This is a genomic window from Streptomyces sp. NPDC034111, from assembly GCF_055575375.1.
Genome location: NZ_JBVIST010000006.1, coordinates 368,464 through 392,626 on the forward strand (window position 1 = coordinate 368,464; position 24,163 = coordinate 392,626).

General features: G+C 71.4%; 21 protein-coding genes. 15 read left to right on the top strand and 6 right to left on the bottom strand.

The genetic code is table 11. The features are described 5' to 3' along the window. Nucleotides 1-72: 72 nt before the first annotated feature. The 3 genes from ACZ55A_RS18120 (at nt 73) to ACZ55A_RS18130 (ending at nt 3,664) form a co-directional block, all read left to right on the top strand. Complete coding sequence (locus ACZ55A_RS18120) at nt 73-1,107, top strand: GlxA family transcriptional regulator (protein ID WP_468840822.1); 1,035 nt, start codon at nt 73-75, stop codon at nt 1,105-1,107. 478 nt (nt 1,108-1,585) lie between these two features. Beyond that, nucleotides 1,586-2,500 carry a DUF2797 domain-containing protein gene (locus tag ACZ55A_RS18125; RefSeq protein ID WP_468840825.1) on the top strand — a complete coding sequence of 305 codons (915 nt, stop codon included), beginning with the start codon at nt 1,586-1,588 and terminating at the stop codon, nt 2,498-2,500. A 288-nt stretch (nt 2,501-2,788) separates the two neighbouring features. Beyond that, entirely contained in the window at nt 2,789-3,664 is an 876-nt protein-coding gene (locus tag ACZ55A_RS18130; RefSeq protein ID WP_468840830.1) for an amidohydrolase family protein, read from the top strand. A gap of 108 nt (nt 3,665-3,772) precedes the next feature. Here the strand turns inward: ACZ55A_RS18130 and ACZ55A_RS18135 are convergent, their stop codons facing one another. Beyond that, a complete protein-coding gene (locus ACZ55A_RS18135) occupies nt 3,773-4,324 on the bottom strand; it encodes an NADPH-dependent FMN reductase (RefSeq protein WP_468840832.1) in 552 nt (183 codons plus the stop codon). 610 nt (nt 4,325-4,934) lie between these two features. Between ACZ55A_RS18135 and ACZ55A_RS18140 the strand changes: the two genes are divergently transcribed. The 7 genes from ACZ55A_RS18140 to ACZ55A_RS18170 all read left to right on the top strand — a co-directional run bounded on the left by ACZ55A_RS18140 (nt 4,935) and on the right by ACZ55A_RS18170 (nt 14,597). Beyond that, complete coding sequence (locus tag ACZ55A_RS18140) at nt 4,935-5,213, top strand: sulfurtransferase TusA family protein (protein WP_468840834.1); 279 nt, start codon at nt 4,935-4,937, stop codon at nt 5,211-5,213. Between the two features lie 206 nt (nt 5,214-5,419). Next, entirely contained in the window at nt 5,420-6,121 is a 702-nt protein-coding gene (locus ACZ55A_RS18145) for a response regulator transcription factor (RefSeq protein ID WP_468840897.1), read from the top strand. Between the two features lie 288 nt (nt 6,122-6,409). Continuing rightward, on the top strand, nt 6,410-7,918 hold the full coding sequence (locus tag ACZ55A_RS18150) for a sensor histidine kinase (protein WP_468840899.1): 1,509 nt from the start codon (nt 6,410-6,412) through the stop codon (nt 7,916-7,918). 246 nt (nt 7,919-8,164) lie between these two features. Next, nucleotides 8,165-9,667 (top strand): bifunctional glycosyltransferase family 2/GtrA family protein, encoded by a 1,503-nt coding sequence (locus ACZ55A_RS18155; protein ID WP_468840836.1) that lies wholly within the window; start codon nt 8,165-8,167, stop codon nt 9,665-9,667. After that, a complete protein-coding gene (locus ACZ55A_RS18160; protein ID WP_468840838.1) occupies nt 9,664-12,048 on the top strand; it encodes an ArnT family glycosyltransferase in 2,385 nt (794 codons plus the stop codon). The genes ACZ55A_RS18155 and ACZ55A_RS18160 overlap by 4 nt, the downstream gene beginning before the upstream one ends. 91 nt (nt 12,049-12,139) lie before the next feature. After that, the gene (locus tag ACZ55A_RS18165) at nt 12,140-13,696 is read left to right on the top strand and encodes an MFS transporter (protein ID WP_468840840.1); all 1,557 of its coding nucleotides are present in this window, start codon (nt 12,140-12,142) and stop codon (nt 13,694-13,696) included. Nucleotides 13,697-13,808: 112 nt separating this feature from the next. Continuing rightward, complete coding sequence (locus tag ACZ55A_RS18170; RefSeq protein WP_468840842.1) at nt 13,809-14,597, top strand: TetR/AcrR family transcriptional regulator; 789 nt, start codon at nt 13,809-13,811, stop codon at nt 14,595-14,597. An 87-nt stretch (nt 14,598-14,684) separates the two neighbouring features. On the opposite strand, the gene ACZ55A_RS18175 is transcribed toward ACZ55A_RS18170, so the two are convergent. From ACZ55A_RS18175 to ACZ55A_RS18185, 3 genes are all read right to left on the bottom strand, one after another. Continuing rightward, nucleotides 14,685-15,542 (bottom strand): YceI family protein, encoded by an 858-nt coding sequence (locus ACZ55A_RS18175; protein ID WP_468840844.1) that lies wholly within the window; start codon nt 15,540-15,542, stop codon nt 14,685-14,687. Nucleotides 15,543-15,800: 258 nt separating this feature from the next. Further along, on the bottom strand, nt 15,801-18,452 hold the full coding sequence (locus ACZ55A_RS18180; RefSeq protein ID WP_468840846.1) for an MFS transporter: 2,652 nt from the start codon (nt 18,450-18,452) through the stop codon (nt 15,801-15,803). 95 nt (nt 18,453-18,547) lie between these two features. After that, the gene (locus ACZ55A_RS18185) at nt 18,548-19,051 is read right to left on the bottom strand and encodes a MarR family winged helix-turn-helix transcriptional regulator (RefSeq protein WP_468840848.1); all 504 of its coding nucleotides are present in this window, start codon (nt 19,049-19,051) and stop codon (nt 18,548-18,550) included. Between the two features lie 410 nt (nt 19,052-19,461). Here ACZ55A_RS18185 and ACZ55A_RS18190 point away from each other — a divergent pair, with 410 nt between their 5' ends. After that, complete coding sequence (locus ACZ55A_RS18190; protein ID WP_468840850.1) at nt 19,462-19,680, top strand: hypothetical protein; 219 nt, start codon at nt 19,462-19,464, stop codon at nt 19,678-19,680. A gap of 151 nt (nt 19,681-19,831) precedes the next feature. On the opposite strand, the gene ACZ55A_RS18195 is transcribed toward ACZ55A_RS18190, so the two are convergent. Continuing rightward, the gene (locus ACZ55A_RS18195; RefSeq protein ID WP_468840852.1) at nt 19,832-20,098 is read right to left on the bottom strand and encodes a hypothetical protein; all 267 of its coding nucleotides are present in this window, start codon (nt 20,096-20,098) and stop codon (nt 19,832-19,834) included. A gap of 393 nt (nt 20,099-20,491) precedes the next feature. Here ACZ55A_RS18195 and ACZ55A_RS18200 point away from each other — a divergent pair, with 393 nt between their 5' ends. The 3 genes from ACZ55A_RS18200 (at nt 20,492) to ACZ55A_RS18210 (ending at nt 21,704) form a co-directional block, all read left to right on the top strand. Continuing rightward, the gene (locus ACZ55A_RS18200) at nt 20,492-20,728 is read left to right on the top strand and encodes a GntR family transcriptional regulator (protein WP_468840854.1); all 237 of its coding nucleotides are present in this window, start codon (nt 20,492-20,494) and stop codon (nt 20,726-20,728) included. A gap of 69 nt (nt 20,729-20,797) precedes the next feature. Continuing rightward, nucleotides 20,798-21,190, top strand: a complete 393-nt coding sequence (locus ACZ55A_RS18205) for a helix-turn-helix domain-containing protein (protein WP_468840856.1) — start codon at nt 20,798-20,800, stop codon at nt 21,188-21,190. A gap of 103 nt (nt 21,191-21,293) precedes the next feature. Beyond that, on the top strand, nt 21,294-21,704 hold the full coding sequence (locus tag ACZ55A_RS18210; protein ID WP_468840858.1) for a VOC family protein: 411 nt from the start codon (nt 21,294-21,296) through the stop codon (nt 21,702-21,704). A 27-nt stretch (nt 21,705-21,731) separates the two neighbouring features. Here ACZ55A_RS18210 and ACZ55A_RS18215 read toward each other — a convergent pair whose 3' ends face one another. Then, nucleotides 21,732-22,994 carry an MFS transporter gene (locus ACZ55A_RS18215; protein WP_468840860.1) on the bottom strand — a complete coding sequence of 421 codons (1,263 nt, stop codon included), beginning with the start codon at nt 22,992-22,994 and terminating at the stop codon, nt 21,732-21,734. 138 nt (nt 22,995-23,132) lie between these two features. Here ACZ55A_RS18215 and ACZ55A_RS18220 point away from each other — a divergent pair, with 138 nt between their 5' ends. Then, nucleotides 23,133-24,059, top strand: coding sequence for a LysR family transcriptional regulator (locus ACZ55A_RS18220; RefSeq protein ID WP_468840862.1), 927 nt, complete (start codon nt 23,133-23,135; stop codon nt 24,057-24,059). Nucleotides 24,060-24,163 lie beyond the last annotated feature (104 nt).

Consider the following 24,163-nt stretch of genomic DNA (forward strand, 5'->3'; position numbering starts at 1 on the left):
AGGTGAACGAGTGGCTGGATGGTCATAGTGTGCAAGGATCGGGCCATGTCTCCGGCAGTTGGTGAGGGTGCCATGGGTGCTGAGGGAGAGCAGACGGGGCGTGGGTACGGGTCCCGGCGTCGGCATCGGGTGGCGGTGCTGGTGCGGGACGGGATGCTGCCGATCGAGGTGGGGATCGTGCACCGGATCTTCGGGGAAGCCAGGTCGGCCTCCGGGGAGCGGTTGTACGAGCTAGTGACATGTGCGCTACGGCCCGGTGAGGTGCGTACGGACACCGACTTCACGGTGAACGTCGCGCACGGTCCCGAGGCGCTGGCGGAGGCCGACACCGTGGTCGTACCGGCCTCCGGCAACGACTACGACCTGGGGGAGGAGCGGTGTGCCGGACGGCTGAGCGCGGAGATGGCCGATGCGCTGGGCCGGATCCGGCCGGGGACGCGGGTCGCGTCGATCTGTACGGGGGCGTTCGTGCTGGCCGCGGCCGGGATGCTGGACGGGCGGCGGGCGACCACGCACTGGCGGTCGGTGGACCACTTCAGGCAGCTGTTCCCGGCCGTCGAGCTGGATGCGGATGTGCTGTACACGGACGAGGGGGACGTGCTGACCGCGGCCGGGGTCGCGTCCGGGATCGATCTGTGTCTGCACATGGTCCGGTGCGATCACGGGGCCGCGGTGGCCAACGATGTGGCGCGGCGGACGGTCGTACCGCCGCACCGGGAGGGCGGCCAGGCGCAGTACATCCGGCGGCCGATGCCGGAGCCACAGCGGTCCTCCACGGGGGCGGCGCGGGCCTGGGCGCTGGAACACTTGGACCGGCCGCTGACCCTGCGGGAGCTGGCGGCACGGGAGTCGATGAGCGTACGGACCTTCACCCGGCGGTTCCGTGAGGAGGTCGGGGTCTCGCCGGTGCAGTGGCTGACCCACCAACGGATAGAGCGGGCACGCCAGTTGCTGGAGGAGACGGAGCTGACGGTGGACCGGATCGCGGCAGATGCGGGCTTCGGGACGGCGGCCTCGCTGCGGCAGCATTTGCAGTCGGCGCTGGGGGTGTCGCCGCGGGCCTATCGGCGGACGTTTCGGGGGCTGGCGGCTATGGAGGGGGTGTAGGGGGGAGGGGACCCCGGGGGGAGGTGAGGGGGCGTAGGGGGAGGCTTGTGGGGTGGTGAGGGGCGGCTGTTTGGGGGCTCTGGGGCTGTGCCTGGTGGGGGCGTAGGGGCGGGTGGGGTTGGCTGAGTTTGGGGGCGGGCGTTGGCGGGGGGGCGTTGTCAGTGGGGGGTCGTACGCTGGCGATGTGTGGCGATGTACGGGACCGCGCTGGTCGGGCGGTGGGTCTGGATCCCGGACCGGGGATCGGGCCGGGACGCGCATGGGCGGGCCCAGGTCTGGGGTGGAGTCTGGGCCTGGGGCTGGTGCTGGTGCTGGGTCTGGTGCTGGGGTGGTGTCTGGGCCGGGGGTGACGTCCGGCGTGGCTCCGGGGGCGGCGCTGAGGCCTGGGGCGGGACCGGGACCGGGCTCGGAGCCGGAGGGGCGGTTCGGGCAGCGGTTGGGGTGGTACTGCGCCGAGCGGGGGGAGGAGCGGGTCAGCATGCTGCCCGCGGGCAAGTTGCTGGCCTTTGCCGCGCAGGGGGAGCGGCGCTGCCTGGGGGTGCGGCGGGCCGGCCGCTGGATCGTGTGCCCGTATGCGGCGGTGCTGGACGGTGCGAGCGCCAAGGACCAGTGCGCGCGCTGCGCCCAGCTGGACCGTTCGCGTTCGGTGGCCGCGGACACCCTGGCCGACGATCCACGTCCGTACGGCGTATATCTCGCGTACTTCGGGCCCGGGCTGCTCAAGGTGGGGATCACGGCCGCCGAGCGTGGGCCGGCGCGCCTGGTGGAGCAGGGCGCGGTGGCGTACGCCTGGCTGGGGCGCGGGCCCCTGATGGCGGCGCGGCGGGCGGAGGCGCTGTTGGGGAGCGGGCTGGCGGTGCCCGACCGGTTCACGAAGGCGGCCAAGCGGGCGGCTCGCGGGGCGCTGCCACCGGTGCCGGAGCGCATCGCCGAGCTGGCCCGACTCCATGAGTCGGCACGGGACTTGGCGGGCTGGCCGGAGACGCTCGAACCGGTGGAGTTCGCCGGTACGGACCATACGGAGCTGTTCGGGCTCGACCGCATTCCGGGCGAGGTGGCGGAGCTCGGTGGGATGACGGCGGGCGCGGAGATCGTGGGGGAGGTGCTGGCCGGGGTGGGGCCGGATGTGTATCTGCGGCTGGCCGGGGAGAGGGAGCCCGGAACGGCGGACGGCCCGGGCTCGGCGGCGGTTGCCGGGGGGATTGCGGGGAGGGGCGCGGGGCGGAACGTGGGGAGGAACGTGGGGAGGGTTGCGGTGATGGATGCGCGGATGCTGTCGGGGTGGGTGCTGGGGGCGGCTTCGGGGTCGGTGACGACCGTTCCGGTGCGGGCCGCGGTGCACCACGGGGCGGCAAAGCGGGAGGGGGAGGGGGCTCAGGAGGGGTTGTTCTGAGGCGGTGGTCCGGAGGGGCGGTAGTGCGGCGGTCCGGAGGGGCGTTGGTGGGTTGGTGGATTGGCGGGTTGGTGGGTTGGTGAGTTGGGGCGGCGGTGCGATGGGGCGTCGGGCGCTATGTGCCGAGGTGCTGGTGTGCTGGAGCGGCCTCGGGGGTGGGAGTGGGGACAGAGGAGGGGTGGGGTGCGGTTGTGTGGCTGGGCGGGGTGGGGGCGTTGAGAGGTCGTGTTTGTGGGCAGGTGGAGGGCGTAGGGGCGGTAGGGGGCGGCGTTGTGGGAGGGGGCTGGGGTGGCGGAGGGGGATGAGCAGGTCGAGGTGTTCTGGCGGGAGTTGGGGCTGCCGGGGCTGATCGACGTGCATACGCACTTCATGCCCGAGCGGGTGCTGGCCAAGGTCTGGGAGTACTTCGATGCTCCCGGGCCGTTGGTGGGCCGGGCATGGCCGATCGCGTACCGCTTCGATGAGGACGAGCGGCTGGCGGTCCTGCGTGGCTTCGGCGTACGGGCGTTCACCTCGATGATCTATCCCCACAAGGCAGGGATGGCGCAGTGGCTGAACGGCTGGGCGGCCGACTTCGCGGCCCGTACGCCCGACTGTCTGCGGACCGCGACCTTCTTCCCGGAGGACGGCGTCGCGGCGTACGTAGGGGCCGAACTGACTGGTGGGGTACGGGTCTTCAAGGCGCATGTGCAGGTGGGGGCGTACGACCCGGCGGATGCGCTGCTCGATCCGGTGTGGGGTGCCATCGCGGAGGCGGGGGTGCCGGTGGTCGTCCACTGCGGGTCGGGGCCCGTACCGGGTATGCACACCGGGCCCGAGCCGATAGCCCGACTGCTCGTCCGCCACCCCCGGCTGCGGCTGATCATCGCGCACATGGGCATGCCGGAGTACGCCGACTTCCTGGACCTCGCGCAGCGCTACCCGGGTGTGCACCTCGATACGACGATGGCCTTCACGGACTTCTCCGAGCGGGACGCACCGTTCCCGCGGGCGGAGCGCGGCCGGCTGGCGTACCTCGGCGACCGGGTGCTGTTCGGCAGCGACTACCCCAACATCCCCTACGGGTACGCCCATGCGCTGGAGGCGCTGGCCCGGTTGGAGATGGGGGAGGAGTGGCTGCGGGGGGTCTGTTACGGGAATGCGGCGCGGTTGTTCGGTGTGTGAGGGGGAGTGTGTGCGGCGTGGGACGGGCCTGGGTGGGGTGGCGCGCCGGGTGGGTGAGGGGTGGCGTGCGGGCGTGGAAGGGGCCTGCCGTCAGGTGGTTCAGGTGGTTCAGGTGGTTCGGGGGGTGAGCGGGGTGGCGGCCGCGGCCAGGTGAGCCATGGCGGTGGCCAGGTCGGCGAGAGTGGGCTCGTCCGTGACGCGTTCCGTGACGGCGTCGATCTTCGGCCCGATGGCAGGGATTTCGCGGCAGGCGGCCGCGACGACCTCGCCGGTCATCATGCGCAGGGTTTCGCGGAGTTGGGCGTTGGCGTGGTCGCCGCCGGTGGGGAACGGCGAGGCGGTGATCACCGCTACCGGCTTGTCCACGCACTCACCGCTGCTGACCAGCCAGTCGAGGGCGTTCTTGAGGACACCAGGGACTCCGTGCGCGTACTCGGGGCTGACGAGGAGCAGTGCGTCGGCCGACGCGACGGCGGTGCGCAGGGCGGCGACGGGCGTGGGCGGCGTGGCGTCCTCGCCGTCGAGGTCGGGGTTGAAGTGCGGGAGCGCACCGATGTCCGCGGTGGTCGCCGGCCCGTCCCAGAGTTCGAGGGCGGAGCGCAGTACCGCCCCGTTGGAGGAGCGGGCACGCAGACTGCCGGAGAGGGCGAGGAGTCTCATGGGAGGACGGTACGGGGTGGGGGGCGGAGACCCTCGGGAGACCTGTGGCGGGTGGATGCGCGAGGTGTGAGGTGCTGGGGTGTCCGGGTGTTGGGGGCGTTTGGACGTCGGGGTGTTGGGGGTGTTGGGGGCGCCCGGGTCTCGGGGGTGTTGGGGCGGGGCTGCCAGGCTGTGAGATGAGGGCAAAGGCGCTGGTCAGGGCGATTGTCAGTGGTGGGTGCGATGCTCTGGGAGTGGTGATCGACCTGGACCGCGCGGGGGGCGGCCCAGGTCGGTCGCGGGCGGGTTCGGGCCCGGCCGTTGCTTACGGATCACCGTACGGGCCGCGGTCGAAAGGCCCGTGCTGATGGCCGTGTGCCGCGTAGCTTGGGAGTGAAGGGGTCAGTGGGGGAGGGGCGTTCAGGTGGGGAGGGGCGTTCATGCGCGGCAGGCGGTACGAGCGGTTTGGTGGCCAGGTGTCCCGGTGCCCGGGGGAGGGTGCTGAGATGATGCTGACCAGGACGGCGCGCGCGTGAGCGACTCGTCTCCGGCAGCCGACCCCACTCCCGGCGGCGTCACTCCTGGCGGCGTCACTCCCTGCGGCGCCACCCCTGAACCCACTCCCGCCCCCGTGCCGGAAGCGGATATCACCGTCGACGGCACCGGCCTGCTCTGCGTTGCGCTCCTCTTGCGGCTGCGCGCCGAGATCGCCCAGGCCGGACCGGGCACCGTCGTCCATGTCGTCGCGACCGATCCGGCCGCCCCGCTCGACCTGCCTGCCTGGTGCCATATGACCGGCCATCACTATCTCGGCCCTGTCGCCGACGACGAGGCCAGGAGTGTTTACGCCCTCCGGCTCGCTGCCGGCGCACGCCCTACCCGCTCCGATGCCCCGTGGCGCCCTGCATGAGCGTTGACATGGAGCCGTGACGAACAGGGCCGCCCGGGGCCCGGAGACAGGGAATTCTCAGGAGATTCACAGAAAGGCGAAAGAGAGCTTTCACGGGCGAGGGTCAGTCTCAGGCCATGACCGTGACTTCGTCGTCCTCAGCGTCCCTTCGTGCGCCGGCTCCGGCCTCGGCCTCAAGAGGCGCGCCCGGGAGGCAGCCGGAGCTGCTGCGGGCGGACGGCAGCCCCGTACGGGTGCTGGTCGTGGACGACGAGTCCTCGCTCGCCGATCTGCTGACGCTCGCCCTGCGTTACGAGGGCTGGGAAATCCGCTCCGAGGGCGACGGTGCGGGCGCGCTGCGCTGTGCCCGTAGTTGGCGGCCGGATGCGGTGTTGCTCGACGTCATGCTGCCGGACATGGACGGGCTGACGGTGCTCGGACGGCTGCGGAGCGAGCTGCCGGATGTGCCGGTGCTGTTCCTGACCGCCAAGGACGCGGTCGAGGACCGGATAGCCGGGCTGACGGCGGGTGGCGACGATTACGTCACCAAGCCGTTCAGCCTGGAGGAGGTGGTGGCGAGGCTGCGGGGGCTGCTGCGCCGGGCCGGAGCGGCGGCCGCACGGAGCGCATCGCGGTTGACGGTGGGTGATCTGGTGCTCGACGAGGACAGCCACGAGGTGTGGCGGGACGGCCAGGAGATCCGTCTGACGGCCACCGAGTTCGAGTTGCTGCGCTATCTGATGCGTAATCCGCGGCGGGTGCTGAGCAAGACGCAGATCCTCGACCGGGTCTGGAGCTATGACTTCGGCGGCCAGGCCAATGTGGTGGAGCTGTACATCTCGTATCTGCGGCGGAAGATCGACGCCGGCCGGGCGCCGATGATTCACACCCGGCGGGGCGCGGGCTATCTGATCAAGCCGGGCGGGTAGCGGGCGGTGGAGGGGACGTACGGCGCCCAGGTGGGCGAGGTAAGTGGGGTGGGCGGGGTAAGCGGGGTGGGCGAGTTGGGCGGGGTCCCCGTGGCGGGGCCGACCGCGGCCGAGGCGTCCGAGAACTCCGACGTCTCCAGGGGCCTTGGAGCCTACGAGGCCCCCGAGGCGTCCGAGGCGTCCGGGATCCCCGAAGCCTCCGAGACCCCCGAGGCGTCCGGGAACCCCGAAGCCTCCGAGACCCACGAAGCCTCCGGAACCCCCGAGACCTCCGGCGACGTCGAGGCGGTGCCCTCACCCCGCCGTCGCTGGACGCTGCGGACGCGGCTGGTGGTGTCGGCCGTGGCGCTGATCGCCGTCGTCGGGGCCGTCATCGGGGTGGTGACGACGATTGCGCTGCACTCCTATCTCCAGCGGCGATTGGACGTCGAGCTGGGCGGTTACGTCGTGCGGGCGCAGATGCCGCGCCCGCATGATCCGATGCCGGGCGGCACGCTCGACTTCGTGGCGATGGGCGGCCAGCCGCTCGGGACGGTGGGGGCGCGGGTCGGGCCGGACGGCACGATCGATGCCGGGGCGAAGCTGAGCAACTCGACGAGACGGCTGCCCCCGGATCGGCTGTCGGCATTGTCCGCCGGGCAGGCCGCGGCGCTGAACTCGGTGCCGCGGGACGGCGCGCCACACACCGTGGAGCTGCCCGGCCTCGGCGATTACCGCGTGAAGTCCGCCAAGAACGGCTCGCTGGTGATCGGACTGCCGCTCGGCCGGGTCCAGGAAACGGTCGGCCGGCTGGTGCTCATCGAGGAGTGTGTGACGGTCGCTGGTCTGATCGCGGCCGGAATCGCCAGTTCCACCATGGTCGGGATCGCGCTGCGGCCGCTGCGACGGGTCGCCGCCACGGCTACCCGTGTCGCCGAACTCCCCCTCCACCAGGGCGAGGTGGCCCTGCACGTACGGGTGCCCGCGCCCGAGGCGGATGCCCGTACGGAGGTGGGGCAGGTCGGTGCGGCGCTGAACCGGATGCTCGGGCATGTCGGCTCGGCGCTGTCGGCCCGTCAGGAGAGCGAGATGCGGGTGCGGCGGTTCGTCGCCGACGCCAGCCATGAACTGCGGACACCGCTCGCGTCGATCCGGGGCTATGCCGAGCTGACCCGGCGCGGACGGGAGCAGCCCGGGCCGGAGACCCGGCACGCCCTGGGGCGGATCGAGTCGGAGGCGGAGCGGATGACGGGGCTGGTGGAGGACCTGCTGCTGCTCGCCCGGCTCGATTCCGGGCGGCCGCTCTCGTATGAGAGCACTGATCTCTTGCCGTTGGTGGTGGACGCGGTGAGCGATGCGCGGGCCGCCGGTCCCGGCCACCGGTGGCGGCTGGAGCTGCCGGACGAGCCGGCGTTGGTCCACGGGGACGGTGGGCGGCTGCATCAGATTCTGGTGAATCTGCTGGCCAATGCCCGTACGCATACGCCCGAGGGGACGACGGTCACGGCACGGGTGCGCACCCTGGGGCATGAGACCGTTCACGGGGCGCCGCAGGGGGGCGCGCCGAGGGTTTCGCGGGGGAGCCGGGGTGTCGTCCAGCTGGAGGTGCAGGACGACGGTCCCGGCATTCCGCCCGAGCTGCTTCCCCGGGTCTTCGAGCGTTTTGCGCGCGGTGATGCCTCGCGGTCCCGTGCCGCCGGAAGTACGGGACTCGGCCTGGCGATTGTGCAGGCGGTGGTGGCCGCGCACGGCGGGACGGTCGGTGTCACGAGCGTGCCGGGGCGGACGGTCTTCACGGTGAGGCTGCCGGCAGGGTGACGCGGCCCGGCTCGGTGAGGCGGCCGGCACGGTGAGGCGGTCGGCTCGGTGACGTGGCCAGCCCGGTGACGCCGCCGGCACGGGGACGCTGCTGGTGGCGTCGGTGGTCCAGTCGTCGGCAGCGGCAGCGGCAGCGGCGGTGGCGGTGGTCGCTTCCGCCCCCCACGGGCCCGTGCACTCGGACTCACAGCCCGAGCACAGGCTCAGCACACCGTCGCGACAGCGCACTTGACGAGTGTCAGCGGTATGACGACGACACCGCCGCCCCAGGCACCGCCGGGCACCCAGGAACAAGGGAGTTCACGGACGCCACCGGGCTCCCGGACACCACCGGCCGCACGGACGCCCCCTCTGGGGTCCCTCCCGCCCCGTGAGCATCTGCGTCTCGGCCAGATCGCGACCGTTCTCGATGTGGTCATCCCCGTGTACAACGAGGAGACCGACCTCGAACCCTGCGTCCGGCGCCTGCACGAGCACCTTGCCCGGACCTTCCCCTACGGGTTCCGGATCACCATCGCCGACAACGCGAGCACCGACCGCACGCCGGAGGTCGCCGCCCGGCTCGACGACGTGATCGACGAGGTCACAGCGGTACGGCTGGAGCAGAAGGGGCGGGGGAGGGCGCTGCGCACCGTGTGGTCGCTCTCCGAGGCGCCGGTGCTGGCCTATATGGACGTCGATCTCTCCACCGACCTCAACGCCCTGCTGCCGCTGGTCGCACCGCTGATATCCGGGCACTCGGACCTGGCGATCGGCACCCGGCTCAGCCGCGGTGCGCGGGTCGTCCGCGGACCGAAGCGGGAGTTCATCTCGCGAACGTACAACCTCATCCTGCGGGGTTCGCTCGCCGCCCGCTTCTCTGATGCGCAGTGCGGGTTCAAGGCCATACGGGGGGACGTCGCCGCGCGGCTGCTGCCGATGGTCGAGGACTCCGGGTGGTTCTTCGACACCGAGATGCTGGTGCTCGCGGAGCGGGCCGGGCTGCGGATCCACGAAGTGCCGGTGGACTGGGTCGACGATCCGAACAGCACCGTGCACCTCGTGCGGACGGCCACCGACGACCTCAAGGGCGTATGGCGGGTGGGGCGGGCGCTGGCGACCGGAGCGCTGCCGCTGGACCGGCTCGCCCGGCCGTTCGGGGACGACCCGCGGGACCGTGAACTCTCCGGGGTGCCGGGCGGACTGGCCCGCCAACTGATGGGCTTCTGCGTCGTCGGCGGGCTCAGCACCGTGCTCTACCTCGTCCTCTACTCCCTCTTCAGGCTCGGGGTGGGGCCCCAAGCGGCCAACGCCGCCGCACTGTTGGTGTCGGCCGTCGGCAATACGGCCGCCAACCGCCGGCTGACCTTCGGCGTACGGGGGCGGGACCGGGCGGTCCGCCATCAGGCGCAGGGGCTGGTGGTCTTCGCCATCGGACTGGTGCTGACCAGCGGCTCCCTCGCCGCCCTCGCCGCCGCCAGCGGCAACCCTTCCCCAGCTACCGCTGGGTGGTACCCCCACGCCGGCACCGAACTCGCGGTGCTGGTGGCCGCCAACCTCGCGGCGACGGTGCTGCGGTTCCTGCTCTTTCGCGCCTGGGTGTTTCCCGAGCAGAGGTCCGGCTCCTCCGGCGTGCCCGCCTCGCCTGACCCGCACGGCCCGGACGGCTCGTCCCGCATGCCCGCCACACCCGACCCGCACGGCCCCAACGGCCCGAACGGCCCGAACGGCCCGCACAGCCCGAACGACTCTTCCAGGAGCACTCGATGAACCCGCCACCGTCCGGTACGCCCCCGCTCGCGGCACAGGTCAGAGCGCCGGGGCCGGTCACCGCCGAGCGGACACCACCGACGCCGGCCGCACGGATCCTGCGCGGCCGGCCCACGGATCCGCGTTGGGCGCGGTCCGCCCTGCTGGCGTTGTTGCTGGTCACGGCGGTGCTCTACCTCTGGAGCCTGTCCGCTTCCGGGTACGCCAACCAGTTCTACTCGGCCGCCGTACAAGCCGGCAGCGAGAGCTGGAAGGCGTTCTTCTTCGGCTCCTCCGATGCGGCGAACTCCATCACCGTCGACAAGCCGCCGGCCGCGCTGTGGCCGATGGCGCTGTCCGTACGGCTCTTCGGGCTCAGCTCGTGGGCGATCCTGGTGCCCGAGGCGCTGATGGGCGTGGCCACGGTCGGCGTGCTGTACGCGGCCGTACGGCGGCGGTTCGGGGCGGGTGCCGGGCTGCTCGCGGCCGGGGCGCTGGCGGTGACGCCGGTCGCGGCCCTGATGTTCCGGTTCAACAACCCCGATGCGCTGCTGTGCCTGCTGATGGTGTGTGCGATCGCCGCCGTACTGCGCGCCCTTGAGGACGGCCGTACGAAGTGGCTGGTCCTGGCCGGGGTCTGCTTCGGGCTTGGGTTTCTCACCAAGACGCTCCAGGCGTGGCTGATCCTGCCGGCGCTCGCCGTGGTCTACGCCTGCTGTGCGCCGGTCGCACTGCGCAAGCGGTGCGGGCAGCTGCTGCTCGCCGGGCTGGCGATCGTGGTGTCCGGCGGCTGGTGGGTGGCGATCGTCGAGCTGTGGCCGGCGTCCTCGCGCCCGTACATCGGCGGCTCGCAGCACAACAGCTTCCTGGAGCTGACCTTCGGCTACAACGGTTTCGGGCGGATCAGCGGCAATGAGACCGGCAGCGTCGGCGGGGGCGGCGGGCGTCCGGGCGGTGGTGGTGGAGGCGGCTGGGGGGAGACCGGGATCACCCGGCTGTTCTCGGCCGACATGGGCGGGCAGATCTCGTGGCTGCTCCCCGCGGCGCTGATCCTGCTGGTCGCGGCGGTGGGTGTGCTGTGGCGGGCCCGGCGCGCGGTGGCTGCCGAACAGGCCGCTCAGCGGGCGGAGTTCCTGGTGTGGGGCGGCGCGCTGCTGATGACCTTCACGACCTTCAGCTTCATGTCCGGGATCTTCCACCAGTACTACAACATCGCGCTCGCCCCGTACGTCGCGGCGCTGGTCGGGATGGGTGCGGCGCTGCTGTGGCGGCGCGGCGGGCGGCTCGCGGTGAGCGTGCTGGTTCTGACGGTCGCGGTGACCGCCGCCTGGTCGTATGTGCTGCTGAGCCGGTCGCCGGAGTGGCTGCCGTGGCTGCGCTGGACGGTGCTGGCGCTCGGACTGGTAGCGGCGGCGGGCCTGCTGCTGTCGCTGCGGACGGGAGCGGCGGAAGTGGGTGGAGCGACGGCGGAAGCGGGTGGAGCGACGGCGGAAGGCGAGGCGGCGGCAGCGGGCACGGTGCCGGGACGGGCGGAGGCGCGGGTACGGACCGCCCGCCGGGTTGCCGTGATCGCGGCCGTGGCCGGGCTGGCGACGGCGCTGGCCGGACCGGTGGCGTACACGCTCGAGACGGTCAACACGCCCAAGGGCGGTTCGATCATCACGGCCGGGCCGTCCGTACAGGGCGGTAGGGGCGGGCCCGGCGGCGGCCCCTTCCCGGGCGGTCGTCTGCCCGGCATGGGGCGCGGCACCAACGGCACCGGCAACGGCACAGGCACCGGCAGCGGCAGCGGCACGAACAAGGGCACCAACAACGGAGCCACCAACGGAGCCACCAACGGAGCCATGCCGGGTGGCGCACCGGGCGGCGCACCAGGTGGCGCACCAGGCGTCGGCCAGGGGCAGGGCCAGAGCCAGGGCCGGGCCCAGGCCCCGTTCCCCGGCGGCCCGGCCGGCTTCGGTGAACGCGGTGCCGGCCGGATGCGGGGCACAGGCGGTATGGGCGGTATGGGTGGTCTCCTCAGCGGCAGCAAGGTGAGCGCCAAGGCCAAGGCGCTGCTGGTGAAGGACGCGGAGGACTACACCTGGGCCGCGGCGGCCATCGGTTCGCAGAACGCCGCGAGCTACCAACTCGCCACCGAGAAGCCGGTGATGGCGATCGGCGGCTTCAACGGGAGCGACCCGTCGCCGACCCTCGCTCAGTTCAAGACGTATGTCGCCGAGGGGAAGATCCACTACTTCATCGGCAGTGGGCAAGGCGGCTTCGGTGGGCCCGGCGGTCGAGGCGGGCCCGGTGGTGGCGGCAAGGGCGGCTCCTCGAAGATCACCTCCTGGGTCGAGAAGACCTTCAAGAAGGTCACGGTCGGCAGCGCCACCTTCTACGACCTGACCCAGAAGGCCTGACACGGAGGTCCTGGCAAAAAATAAAATGTACGGCGTATAAGACTCCCTGTACGGTGTAAAGCATCCGCTCGACACCGTACAGGGAGCCCATATGTCCGCCGTGGCCTCCGAAGCCACCACGCTTCAGCCGACGGGCCGGCCCGCCGCCCGCTGGCTGATCCTGGCCGTCATCTGCCTCGCGCAGCTGACGGTCATCCTCGACAACACCGTCCTCAACGTCGCCGTCCCCTCCCTCACCGAGGAGATGGGCGCGACCACCGCCGACGTCCAGTGGATGATCAACGCCTATTCGCTGGTCCAGTCCGGTCTGCTGCTCACCGCCGGCAATTCCGCCGACCGCTACGGCCGTAAGAAGATGCTCGCCGTCGGTCTGGTGCTCTTCGGCGTCGCCTCGCTCGGTGCGGCGCTCGCCCAGTCGCCCGGACAGCTGATCGCCGCCCGGGCCGGTATGGGCGTCGGCGGTGCGCTGCTGGTGACCACCACCCTCGCCGTCGTCATGCAGATCTTCGACGACGACGAGCGCCCCAAGGCCATCGGCATCTGGAGCTCGGTCAACTCCCTCGGTTTTGCCGCAGGGCCGCTGATCGGCGGCTCGCTGCTCGACCACTTCTGGTGGGGTTCGCTGTTCCTGGTCAATCTGCCGGTCGCCGTACTGGCGCTGGCGGCGGTCGTCGCCCTCGTCCCCGAGTCCAGCAGCCGAGGCGGTGAGCGGCCGGACCTGCTGGGCGCGCTGCTGTCCATGATCGGCATGGGCGGGGTGGTCTTCGCGATCATCTCCGGGCCGCAGGCCGGCTGGCTGTCCGGCCGGGTGCTGATCTCCGCCGCCATCGGGGCCGTCGGCCTCGCGGTCTTCGCCCTGTGGGAGCTGCACGTCCCGTATCCCATGCTGGACATGCACTTCTTCCGCAACCGGCGGTTCATCGGGGCGGTCTCCGGCGGCATCCTTGTCGCCTTCGGGATGGGCGGCTCGATGTTTCTGCTCACCCAGCATCTGCAACTGGTCCTCGGCTACGGCCCGTTGGACGCCGGGCTGCGGATGGCGCCGCTCGCCGTCACCGTCATCCTGATCAACTTCACCGGCCTGGGCGCCCGTCTGATGCCCAAGGTCGGCACCCCCGGAATGATCATCTCGGGGATGTCGCTGCTCGCGGCCGGGCTCGCTGCCATAGCGCTGCTCGGCGGGCACAGCTACGGCGGCATGCTGACCGGCCTGATCGTGATGGGCGTCGGCGTCGCGCTCGCCATGCCGACGATGGCCAACGCCATCATGTCCGCCATCCCGCCGGCCAAGGCCGGGGTGGGCGCCGGCGTCAACGGCACGCTGATGGAGTTCGGCCAGGGCCTGGGGGTGGCCGTCCTCGGAGCGGTCCTCAACTCCCGCTTCGTGGCGCTGCTTCCGCTGGTCGCGGCGGGTGCCGGTTCGCTGCCGGCGGCGCTCGCCAGGACCCGTACGGGTGCCGAACGGGCGGCGGTCCAGGATGCTTTCGCCGCGGGTATCGGCGTCAGCCAGCTGGTCGGCGCGGCCGCGGTCCTGCTGGGCGGACTGCTCGCCGCCGTCCTGCTGCGACGGGCCGAGCGCACGGGTCAGCAGCAGCCGGCGCCGGCCACGCCGTCCGGTCCGGAACCGGCTTCCGCCGCGGCGGAATAGCATCGGCTGTGTAAGTGATCGTGAACGGCGCGTACGGGCGGTACGTACACCACCGGTGCCACCACCCGTACGGGCCGTACCCCGACGACTCTCAGGGACAGGGAGGGGCGCCATGGCAGCGACCGAAGGCCACACCGGAAAGCGGCCGAACAGCGTCTGGCTGAGCGAACGCCCCCCGCCCAAACGGAAGGCTGACCAGCTTGCCGGGCTCGACCTCGACAAGATCGTCGCGGCAACGGTACGGCTGCTGGACGCCGAGGGGCTGGCGAAGTTCTCGATGCGCCGGCTCGCCGCCGAGCTCGGCGTCACCGCGATGTCCGTCTACTGGTACGTCGACACCAAGGACGATCTGCTCGAACTCGCCCTGGACAGGGTCATGGGCGAGATGCGGCTGCCGGACGAGTCCGACACCGATCAGGACTGGCGCGACCATCTGCGCTCCCTGGCCCACGAATACCGAACCCTGCTGACCGGCCACCCCTGGGTGTCCCGGCTGCTGGGCACGTACATCAACGTCGGCCCGCACTCCATCGCCTTCTCCAACGCCAGCATGCGGGTGATGAAGGAGAGCGGGCTGTCGCTCCAGCAGATCACCGGCGGACTGTCCGCCGTCTTCCAGTTCGTCTACGGCTTCGCCACCATCGAGGGCCTCTTCAACGCCCGCTGCGAGGAGGCGGGGGTGCCCGTGGACGAGTACTTCCAGCAGGTGATGACCTCGGTCCAGGGCCGTCCGGAGTTCGCGGAGACGCTGGAGAACTCCACCAAGGTCATGGAGGCCCGCGGCGGCGTCACCGTACAGGAGATGCGTGACCGCGACTTCGCCTTCGCGCTCGACCTACAGATCTCGGGCATCGAGGCGCTCCGCGACCGGCCGGGGGACCGAGGGCACGGCGGGGGCTGAGGACCCGATGGGGACTGGGGACACGGCGCGGACCGAAGGCCCGACGGGAACTGAGGGCCCGACGGGCGCCGCCTGCCCGGGTGCCCCTCACCCCATCGGCAGGCTCTCCCCCTGTACCGCCTGGATGGCCAGTTCCACCTTCAGGGTGGTGCCGATCGCCGCGATGCCGGCCGCCACGACCTGGTTGTAGTTCATCTTGAAGTCCTCGCGGCGCAGTTCGGCGGTGGCGCGGAAGGCGGCGCGTACCCCGCCCCAGGGGTCGGGGCCGGTGCCGAGGTAGCTCAGGTCGAGGTCCACCGGCCGTACGACGCCGTGCAGCGCCAGGTCGCCGTGGACCGTCCAGCGGTCCGGGCCGGCCGGCTCCAGGCCCGAGCTGCGGTAGGTGATCTCCGGGTACTCCTCGACGTTCAGGAAGTCCGCGGAGCGCAGATGGCCGTCGCGCATGCCGTTGCCGGTGTCGATGGTGGCGGCCTCGATGACCGCCTCGACCCGCGACTTCTCCAGGACCTCGGCGATCTCGATCCGGCCGGCGAAGCCGGTGAACCGCCCGTGCACGCTGGAGATCCCCAGGTGCTGGGCGACCGCGCCCACCGTGGAGTGCACGGGGTCGATGGTCCAGGCGCCGGGCGGCGGCAGCTCGGTCCCGCCCTGCCGGGCCAGCACGATGCTGCCCACGTCCATCCGCCCGCTCGCCGTCACGATCGCGCTGGAGGCGACCGGCGCATAGCCGACGGCCGTCACGATCACCGTGTACGGGCCGGCCGGCAGCGGCTGCGCGCTGCGGATGGCGCCCTCCTCGTCCGCCGCCGCGCGCAGCACCTGCGTGCCCGTCATGTCGGTGACGGTCAGTACGGCGTGCTGGACCGCCCAGCCGTCGCGTGTGCGGACCTGCGCCCTTACGCCTGCGGCGCCTACGGCCGCAGCTTCCGCGCCCGTCGAATCCATTGCCTCTCCCGTTTGTTGCCAGGTGTGTTGCCCCGTGCTCATGGGTCCCCGTGCGAAACCGGGAGCTGGGGGGAAGTGTCGGGCCCCGGCGGCGGCGTGCAGGCCGTCCCCTGCCTGTGCGCAACGCTGCCGCCGGAGCCCTGGGGTCCGGTCAGGGGCGCGTCTCCGCTCAACGCGCGCCCCTGACCGGGGTCTTGCCGCCTGGAAAGCCGTCTCCACGAGGGGTTAAGGCCTACGGCTTCCCGGGCCGGGGCCGGGTCAGTCTCCGGGGTGCGCGAGCTCCACGTCGTACCCGTCGATCCCGCGGGCGTCGACCACGAGGCTGGTCGCGACGGGCGGGTAGCCGCTCGCGATGACCGTGTAGTCGCCGGCGTCCAGGTCGGTGAAGGCGTACGCCCCGTCCTCCCCGGTCGTCGAGGTGGCCACGACGTTGCCCGCCGCGTCCACCAGCGTCACCCGCGCATCGGGCAGCGGCCGGCGGCCCCCGTTCGGGCCGCCCGCCCGTACGACGCCCTGCACCCGTGCGCCCGACAGCAGCTCGACCTCGATACGGGTCGTGCCCTGGCCGCCGATCTCGACCGGCAGCGCCGCCGGGCGGTGGTCGGCGGCGTTCACCGCGACGGTGAAGGCGCCCGGTGCCAGCTCGTCGAAGGCGAAGTAGCCCTCGGCGCCGGTCTTCCCGGTGGCCACCACCTCACCGCGGACGTCGGTGACGACCACCATCGCCCCGTCGACCGGCTCGCCGCTCGCCGCGCTGCGCACCTGGCCGGCGAGGCCGCTGGTGCCGCTGAGCAGGATGTCGTACGCGTAGGGCGCCTCACCGAGGACGACCGTGGAGGCCTGCGGCTGGTGCCCGTCGGCCGCGGCGATCAGGACGTACGAGCCGGCGCCGGGGGCGCTGAGCGCGTACGAGCCGTTGGCCTGGGCGACCGCGCGGCCCAGCTGGCGCCCGCTGAGCGAGATCAGCGTCACCGCGGAGCGCGGGACGGGGCTGCCCTCCGCGTTGCGGACGAAGCCGTGCACCGATGGACCGGCCGGGACGGCGTCGCCGCCGCCCGTGGAGGCGTACCCGGCGAGCGGCTGCGAGGCCGACGCGGCGGCCGGCTGTGCCCAGGAGGGCGTATGCGCACCGTCGTCATACGGACCCTCGGCCGGATCCGGGCCGACGAGCGGGGCGCCCACCAGGGCCGGCTCCTGCCCCACGGCCGCCGCCGGAGCGGCAGCCTGATCCGAAGCGGCGGCCTGATCCGAAGCGGCGGCCTGAGCCGGAACGGCCTGAGCAGGAAAGGCCGCCTCCGCAGGGCTGGCCGCGCCCGTAGTGCTGTCCGCCTCCGCCGGGCCGTCCGCGGCCGCCGGGTTCGGGGACGTCGCCGTGGCCTCCTCGCTGCTCTGCGCCATCCCGCCACGCGTCTTCAACGCGACCTCCTTGATGAACAGGGTGAAGAGGAAGGCGAGCAGCGCGCAGGGCGCCGCGTACAGGAAGACATCGGCGACACCGTGGCCGTAGGCGCTCTCCATGACGGTGCGCAGCGGCGCCGGGAGGGCGTCCAGGTCGGGGATGCCGCCGCCGCTCTTGCCCGCGGCGTGCGCGGCGGCCTTGGCGGCCTTGGGGCCGAGGTCGGCCAGTCCGTCCTTGACGTAGTGGGTGACGCGGTGGGCGAGCACCGCACCGAGGGCCGAGACGCCCACCGCGCCGCCGAGGGAGCGGAAGAAGGTCACGACGGACGAGGCGGAACCGAGGTCCTCGGGGGCGACCTGGTTCTGCGTGGCGAGCACCAGGTTCTGCATCATCATGCCGATGCCGAGACCCATCAGGGCCATGAAGAGCGCGATGTGCCAGTACTCGGTGTCGTAACGGATGGTGCTCAGCAGGCCGAGGCCGGCCGTGAGCAGCACACCACCGGCGACCAGCCAGGCCTTCCAGCGGCCGGTCTTGGTGATGATCTGGCCCGAGACGGTCGAGGAGACGAACAGCCCGCCGATCATCGGGATCGTCATCACCCCGGACATCGTCGGCGACTTGTCGCGCGCCAGCTGGAAGTACTGGCTGAAGAAGACGGTGCCGGTGAACATCGCGATACCGACGAACAGCGAGGCCACCGACGCCAGGGTGATCGTCTTGTTGCGGAACAGCCGCAACGGGATGATCGGCTCCTTGGCCTTGGTCTCGACGAAGACGAAGAGCGCGCCGAGCACCACCGCGCCGCCGACCATCGCCGCCGTCTGCCACGACATCCAGTCGTACTTGTCGCCGGCCAGCGTCACCCACACCAGCAGCAGCGAGACCGCCGCGCTGATGAAGAACGCGCCCGCCCAGTCGACCTTGACGCCCTCGCGCCTGACGACGGGCAGCTTCAGGGTCTTCTGCAACACGATCAGGGCGATGACCGCGAACGGCACGCCGACGTAGAAGCACCAGCGCCAGCCGAGCCAGCTGGTGTCGGTGATGACACCACCGAGCAGCGGCCCGCCGACGGTGGCGACGGCGAACACGGCACCCAGGTAACCGCTGTAACGGCCGCGTTCCCGCGGCGAGATCATCGCGGCCATCACGATCTGGGCCAGGGCGGACAGACCGCCCACGCCTATGCCCTGCACCACACGGCAGGCGATCAGCATGCCGGTGTTCTGCGACAGCCCGGCGACGACCGACCCCGCGACGTAGATGATCAGCGCGATCTGCACCAGCAGCTTCTTGCTGAAGAGGTCGGAGAGCTTGCCCCACAGCGGTGTGGACGCGGTCATCGCCAGCAGCGCGGCCGTGACCACCCAGGTGTAGGCGCTCTGCCCGCCGTCCAGATCATGGATGATCTCCGGCAGCGCATTCGACACGATCGTCGACGACAGGATGGCGACGAACATCCCGAGCAACAGCCCGGACAGCGCCTCCATGATCTGACGGTGCGTCATGGGCGCCCCGTTGGAGGCAGCGTGTCCGCCGCCTCCGTGCTTGGCGTGGCCGCCCCGCACACCGGCTGGTGTGGTCGTAGCCATGTAGGTCCTTTTCATTCCGCGGGTGTACGGGTGGTGGAGTGGTGTGGCGTCGCATGGTGTGACGCATGGTGCGGTGACGGCCGGGTCCGGCAGTCGCCGAAGCTCGCACGGAGCCGGGCGAGCAGTTCGTTGAGGAGACCGACGTCGTCGTCGGTCCAGTCGTCCAAGTACCGTGCGAGCGTTGCGGTGTAGCGCTCGGCCAGCTCCTCCAGGAGCTCCCGCCCGCTCGGCGTCAGCCGCAGCAGCCGCGACCGTTTGTCGGCCGGGTCGGGCTTGCGCTCGACCCAGCCGCGCTCGCAGACATGCGCGACATGCCGGCTGGTCACCGACATGTCGATCGCCAGCAGCTCGGCGAGCTGACTCATCCGCATCTCGCCGTGCCGGTCGAGCAGGGTGAGCACGCCCGCCGAAGCGGGCGGACAGTCCTGGGGCAGGACCCGGCTCATTCCCCGCTTGACGGCACCGATGGCGCTGAGTTGCCTGGCCAGCTCCTCGAACTGACTGTGAGCGGCCACCGTCTCCTCCACGCCTCGTCCGTACGCCTCGCCTGCGATCTTTTGTTGCTTGGGGCAACCATAAACAATGTTGGTTGCTGAAGGCAAACGATTGCGTGGCAGATGCAGGTAAAAGAACTCCAAAGTCCGGCCCGACCACTGCCCCGTGCACACCCAGTTGCACGCAAAACAGCAGCTCACCGTGCGCCCCACCGGCGATCCGCGTCCTGCCCGGCGCCGGGTCACCACCGCCCCCAGTGGTGCGCCTCACCCAGCTCCACTCACACCCCAGGGCCCACATCACCCCGGCCACCCTGCTCACCCCCCGGCTCCCCACCGTCTGCCCGGCGCCTCCCCCTCCGCCGCATCCGGCCGCTCCATACGTGCCCCAGGGGTGCCGCCCGGCCCCCGGTTCGCTAGGGTCCTTCCCCATGGCGAACAACCCGCAGAACCCGGCCGACGGCAACTACGACCCGGCGGGCAGCACGCAGATGTTCCGGGCCTTCGTGGACGAGGGCGGCACCCCCCAGGCCGGCGGCCGTCGCGCCCCGGCCCCCCAGCAGTCGGGTGGCCCCCGCGTGGGCGTCATCGTCGGCGTTCTCGTCGCCCTCCTGGTCGTCGCGGGCGCGGCCTGGCTGGCGCTGGCGTAACGGCCCGTCCGGCGCCGCCCCATAGTCATCAGCTGCCCACGGCCGCTCGGCTTCTTGGCCCTTGGCCCGTGGCCCTTTGGGCCGCAGCTGCCTACGCATGTGTACGGGCCCGGCGCAGTCATGCCGGGCCCCTGACCGTTGTGCCCACCCACTACGTCACGCGCTCGCCCCTGCTCTCGGCAATCCGTAGCGCATCCCGCAGCGCTTCACACAGCCTGTGGACACAGAAGCGGAGCTCATCGCTGGTCGCCGTGGCGCCGTCGGCAAGCAGCCCGGCGACGTGCTCCAGCACCTCTTCTCCCGTATTGAGCTGAACCTCCTCCATACGGTCGGCAAGCTTCGACACAAAGCCGTCGTCACAGTCCGTGGAGACGTAGCACCGCTGCCCGTTGGGCCCCGCCCAGGGGAGCAGCCGCATGCCGCCCTTCACGAGGTAACCGCCATCTCGCGCAGGAACGCCCGCTCGCGCTGCGCTTGTTGACGCTCGTGCGCGAGGAGGTACGGGCGTACGAGGGGCGTGGCGTCGCCGTCGAGGGAAGATTCGGGGCGGGGGAGGGGCCGGTGGGCTGCGGGCCTGAGCTGGTGTGGGGCGGTAGGGGCGAAGCTTGTGGGGCTGCCCCTTAACCAAGCGATGAGACTGCGCATAAGGTTTCGCATGTCGACCTGCTTCCGTCAGGTTGGCCATGCCCCGGGGCCGTTGGTGCGGTCGCCGGGGTCCTTGCTGTGTCACCGTACGTGTGCCTGTAGGCCCCTGTCTATAGCTATAGGCCTCTATGCCTGTCTAATTACCCGTGCGTACAGTCCGTTCGTGATGGAGTTCGACCCGACGTTGCCCAAGTGGACGCAGATTGCCGATGTCATCCGGGAGCGGATCGCCGATGGCACGTACCCGCCGCACCACCTCATCTCCGAGGTGCGGATGGAGCAGGAGTTCGGTGTTGCGCGCGTGACCGTCCGCAAGGTGACCGCGGCACTTCGGGAGGAAGGGCTCATCGTCACCACCCCGGGCATGGGGTCCTTCGTGACGCAGCGCCGACCGGACGCCTGACGCTGCCGAGCAGCAGCGTGCCATTCCCGGGTCTGTCACGGACGGTGAGAACCGTGGTGTGATGACGCCGTGAGCCGCGCTGCCGAAGAGACCAACCGCCGCATGCTCCGGGCACGGGACGCCATGGACCGTGCCTACGCAGAGCCGCTGGACGTCCCGGCCCTGGCCCGGATCGCCCATGTGTCGGAGGCGCACTTCACCCGCACCTTCCGGGCCACGTTCGGCGAGACGCCGCACCGCTACCTTCAGCGTCGCCGTGTCGAGCGGGCCATGTTCCTGCTGCGGGAGACCGACCGCAGTGTGACGGACATCTGCTTCGACGTCGGCTTCGGCAGCCCCGGAACCTTCAGCCGCACGTTCCGCGACATCGTCGGCCGGTCGCCGAGGACGTACCGCAAGGAAGCGGCAGCCACGGGCGTACCGACGTGCTTCACGATGGCGTGGACGCGTCCGAGCGACTGACCGTCCCTACTGCCAGTCCGTACTGCTCGTACTGCCCGCACCGGCCGTCGACTGAGCAGTTTTGGATAAGTTTTCGGCCGGGGTGCTGAGTAGCGTGGTGGACATGTTCAACGCAATCACGCATTCGGCGATATACGTCCTCGACCAGGACAAGGCACTCGACTTCTACGTCGGCAAACTTGGCCTGGAGGTCAGCGCGGACGTCGACCTGGGCTTCATGCGCTGGCTGACCGTCAGCGTCCCCGGCCACCCGGAGCGCCAGATCCTGCTGGAGAAGCCGGGCGCTCCGGCGATGTCCGAGGAGACGGCGCAGCAGGTCCGCGAGCTGGTGACCAAGGGCGCGATGGGTGGCTGGCTCATCTTCACCACGGACGACTGCCGCAAGACGTACGAGACGCTGCTGGGCAGGGGCGTTGAGTTCACCGAAGAACCCACCGAGCGCCCGTACGGCACCGACTGTGGCCTGCGCGACCCCTTCGGCAACCGCATCCGCTTCACCCAGCCGAAGGCATAAGCCCACACGGGCCGCAGACCGCCGAGGTCATGTGCGCCCCGCGACGAACCCACCGCATGTCCCCGCGGCGGGCGCGTGGCGGGGCAGCAGCAGCGGCGTCCCGAGGAGGAGCGCGCCGACGAGGGCGAGGGCGGTGCGGGGGCCGGTCACGGTGGCGAGGATCCCGCCGCTCACCGTCAGTGCCGCGATGGTCGCGCTGCTGGTGATGGACCAGGCCGAGAGGGTCCGGGCGACCCGGTCGGTGGCGGTGTGTTCCAGACGGTAGGTGGCGAACACCGGGTTGAAGACGCCGATGCACACGATCAGGCCGAACTCGATGGCGATGACGAGCAACATCCCCCAGGTGCCGGGCGGGACGAACGCCAGGCCCAGGGGCCAGCAGGCCCGGAGGGTGCCGCTGATGCGCAGTACGCGGTGTTGTCCGAAGCGTGTGACCAGAGGCCGTGCGAGCCGTGAGCCGACGAGGCCGCCGAGGCAGGACAGGCCGAAGGTCAGGCCGTACTGCCACAGCGCGAGGCCCAGGTCATGGATGAGGAGGACGGTCAGCAGCGGCGCGGTCGCCATGATCAGCCCGTTCACCAGGACCGTGTTGAAGAACAGCGGTCGCAGCAGCGGGTGGCGCAGGATGTGCCGCCACCCCTCGACGATGGCGTCGGCGCCGGCCCGCTTCCCGGCCGTGGAGCGCTCGGTGTGCCGGGGCCGGGGGCGCGGTTCGTCGCCGCCGATCGCGCGGACGCCGAGCGCGGAGAGCAGATAGCTGACCGCGTCCATGACCACCGTCGTCACCGGCCCGAAGATCCCGATCGCAGCGCCGCCCAGGGGCGGGCCGAGGGCGGTCGCCGTCCAGGTCGTGGCCTCGAACCGGCTGTTGGCCGTCAAGAGGCCATCCGGCCTGACCAGGGTCTTCAGGCAGGCGCCGCTCGCGGCGGTGAACACGATGTTGCTCGCGGCCACGAGCACCGACACGGCGATGAGTTGGGCGAAGCTCAGCGCCCCCAGCGCGTACGCGGCGGGAACGGACAGCAGCGCCAGAAACCGCAGCAGATCCATGGCGATCATGACCGGGCGCTTGCGCCGGAACTCCACCCACGGCCCCAGCGGCACCGCGATCAGCGCCCCCACCGCCCGCCCCGCCGCGGCCAGCACGGACACCTGGGCCGCGCTGCTGTGCAGCACCAGGAGAGCGATGAGCGGGAACGCATCGAGCGCCAGCATGGTGCCGGCCGTGCTCGTGGCGTAGGCCGCCCACAGCCACCCGAACTGTCGCCCCAGCGGCTGTCGCTGCCCCATGACTCCGCCCCCGGCCCACTCGATCGAACAACCACTGATTGACCGAGGAGATCAAACAGCCAGGGCCCTGCCGCCATCAAACAACCGCCACCGCGGACCACTACAACCGCCGGTTGTACGGAAAAATAGGATGGCGAAATGGACCTCGATGCTGTGCGTACGTTCGTCGCCGCCGTGGACCAGGGCCAGTTCCAGGAAGCAGCCGCTGAACTCGGCATCACCCAGCAAGCGGCCTCCAAGCGGATCGCGGCCCTTGAGGCGGAGCTCGGCGTCCGGCTGTTCACCCGCACCGCGCGCGGTGCGCAGCCGACCATCGACGGGCAGGCGTTCCTGCCCCACGCCCGCGCGATGCTCGACGCCGCGGAGCGTGCGGCCGAGTCCGTCCGGCCGGGGCGCCGCGCCCTGCGGGTGGACGTCCTCGGCCGACGGCTGGCTCCGGCCGGTCTGCTCCAGGAATTCCACCGCAGGCATCCGGACATCGCCCTCGACGTCGTGGCGCTCCCGCATGCGGACGCCGCTACGGCGGCCGTGCACGCCGGCACGATCGATGCCGCGTTCTGTACCCAGCGGCTGCCCCCGAGCCGCTTGCCGGACCACGTCAGATCCGTACCGGTCTACGACGAACCGATCGAGCTGCTGACCGGCCCCACCCACGAACTCGCCACCGCACGCACGGTGAGCCCGGCCGCACTCGCCGGGCGCCGGATCTGGATCCCCGGCATCGTCGCCGGCACCGAATGGGCGGCGTACTACGAGGAACTCGCCGCGGCCTTCGGGCTCGACATCGACGCCACGGGCCCCAACTTCGGCATCGAGCACCTGCTGGACATGGTCAGCGATTCGTCGTCGCTCGCCACCTGCGTCGGCGCCCGGACACGTCTCGTCTGGAGCGCACACCAGGACCTCCGGCGCATCCCGCTACGCGGTCCGACGCCCCTCTACCCCCACTCCCTGATGTGGCGAACCGACAACGCCCACCCCGGACTCACGGCCCTCCGCAAGCACCTCGGCCGCCGCCCGGTGGGCCCCCGCAATGCCGATACCTGGGCACCGAGCTGGGCGTGACGATGCCGTCGCCCTGTGGCCCGCCCTGAGCGGCAGGTCAGAGCGGCAGCACCACCCGCATCACCAGACCGCCGCCCTCGCGGGGCTGAGCGGTGATCGTGCCG

Coding starts and splice junctions, on each gene's coding strand:
- ACZ55A_RS18195 (WP_468840852.1), bottom strand. CDS start 20,098: ATGCGGCTGCTCCCCTGGGCGGGGCCCAACGGGCAGCGGTGCTACGTC.
- ACZ55A_RS18160 (WP_468840838.1), top strand. CDS start 9,664: ATGAACCCGCCACCGTCCGGTACGCCCCCGCTCGCGGCACAGGTCAGA.
- ACZ55A_RS18120 (WP_468840822.1), top strand. CDS start 73: ATGGGTGCTGAGGGAGAGCAGACGGGGCGTGGGTACGGGTCCCGGCGT.
- ACZ55A_RS18175 (WP_468840844.1), bottom strand. CDS start 15,542: ATGGATTCGACGGGCGCGGAAGCTGCGGCCGTAGGCGCCGCAGGCGTA.
- ACZ55A_RS18220 (WP_468840862.1), top strand. CDS start 23,133: ATGGACCTCGATGCTGTGCGTACGTTCGTCGCCGCCGTGGACCAGGGC.
- ACZ55A_RS18200 (WP_468840854.1), top strand. CDS start 20,492: ATGGAGTTCGACCCGACGTTGCCCAAGTGGACGCAGATTGCCGATGTC.
- ACZ55A_RS18165 (WP_468840840.1), top strand. CDS start 12,140: ATGTCCGCCGTGGCCTCCGAAGCCACCACGCTTCAGCCGACGGGCCGG.
- ACZ55A_RS18125 (WP_468840825.1), top strand. CDS start 1,586: ATGCTGCCCGCGGGCAAGTTGCTGGCCTTTGCCGCGCAGGGGGAGCGG.
- ACZ55A_RS18210 (WP_468840858.1), top strand. CDS start 21,294: ATGTTCAACGCAATCACGCATTCGGCGATATACGTCCTCGACCAGGAC.
- ACZ55A_RS18180 (WP_468840846.1), bottom strand. CDS start 18,452: ATGACGCACCGTCAGATCATGGAGGCGCTGTCCGGGCTGTTGCTCGGG.
- ACZ55A_RS18135 (WP_468840832.1), bottom strand. CDS start 4,324: ATGAGACTCCTCGCCCTCTCCGGCAGTCTGCGTGCCCGCTCCTCCAAC.
- ACZ55A_RS18190 (WP_468840850.1), top strand. CDS start 19,462: ATGGCGAACAACCCGCAGAACCCGGCCGACGGCAACTACGACCCGGCG.
- ACZ55A_RS18215 (WP_468840860.1), bottom strand. CDS start 22,994: ATGGGGCAGCGACAGCCGCTGGGGCGACAGTTCGGGTGGCTGTGGGCG.
- ACZ55A_RS18155 (WP_468840836.1), top strand. CDS start 8,165: ATGACGACGACACCGCCGCCCCAGGCACCGCCGGGCACCCAGGAACAA.
- ACZ55A_RS18170 (WP_468840842.1), top strand. CDS start 13,809: ATGGCAGCGACCGAAGGCCACACCGGAAAGCGGCCGAACAGCGTCTGG.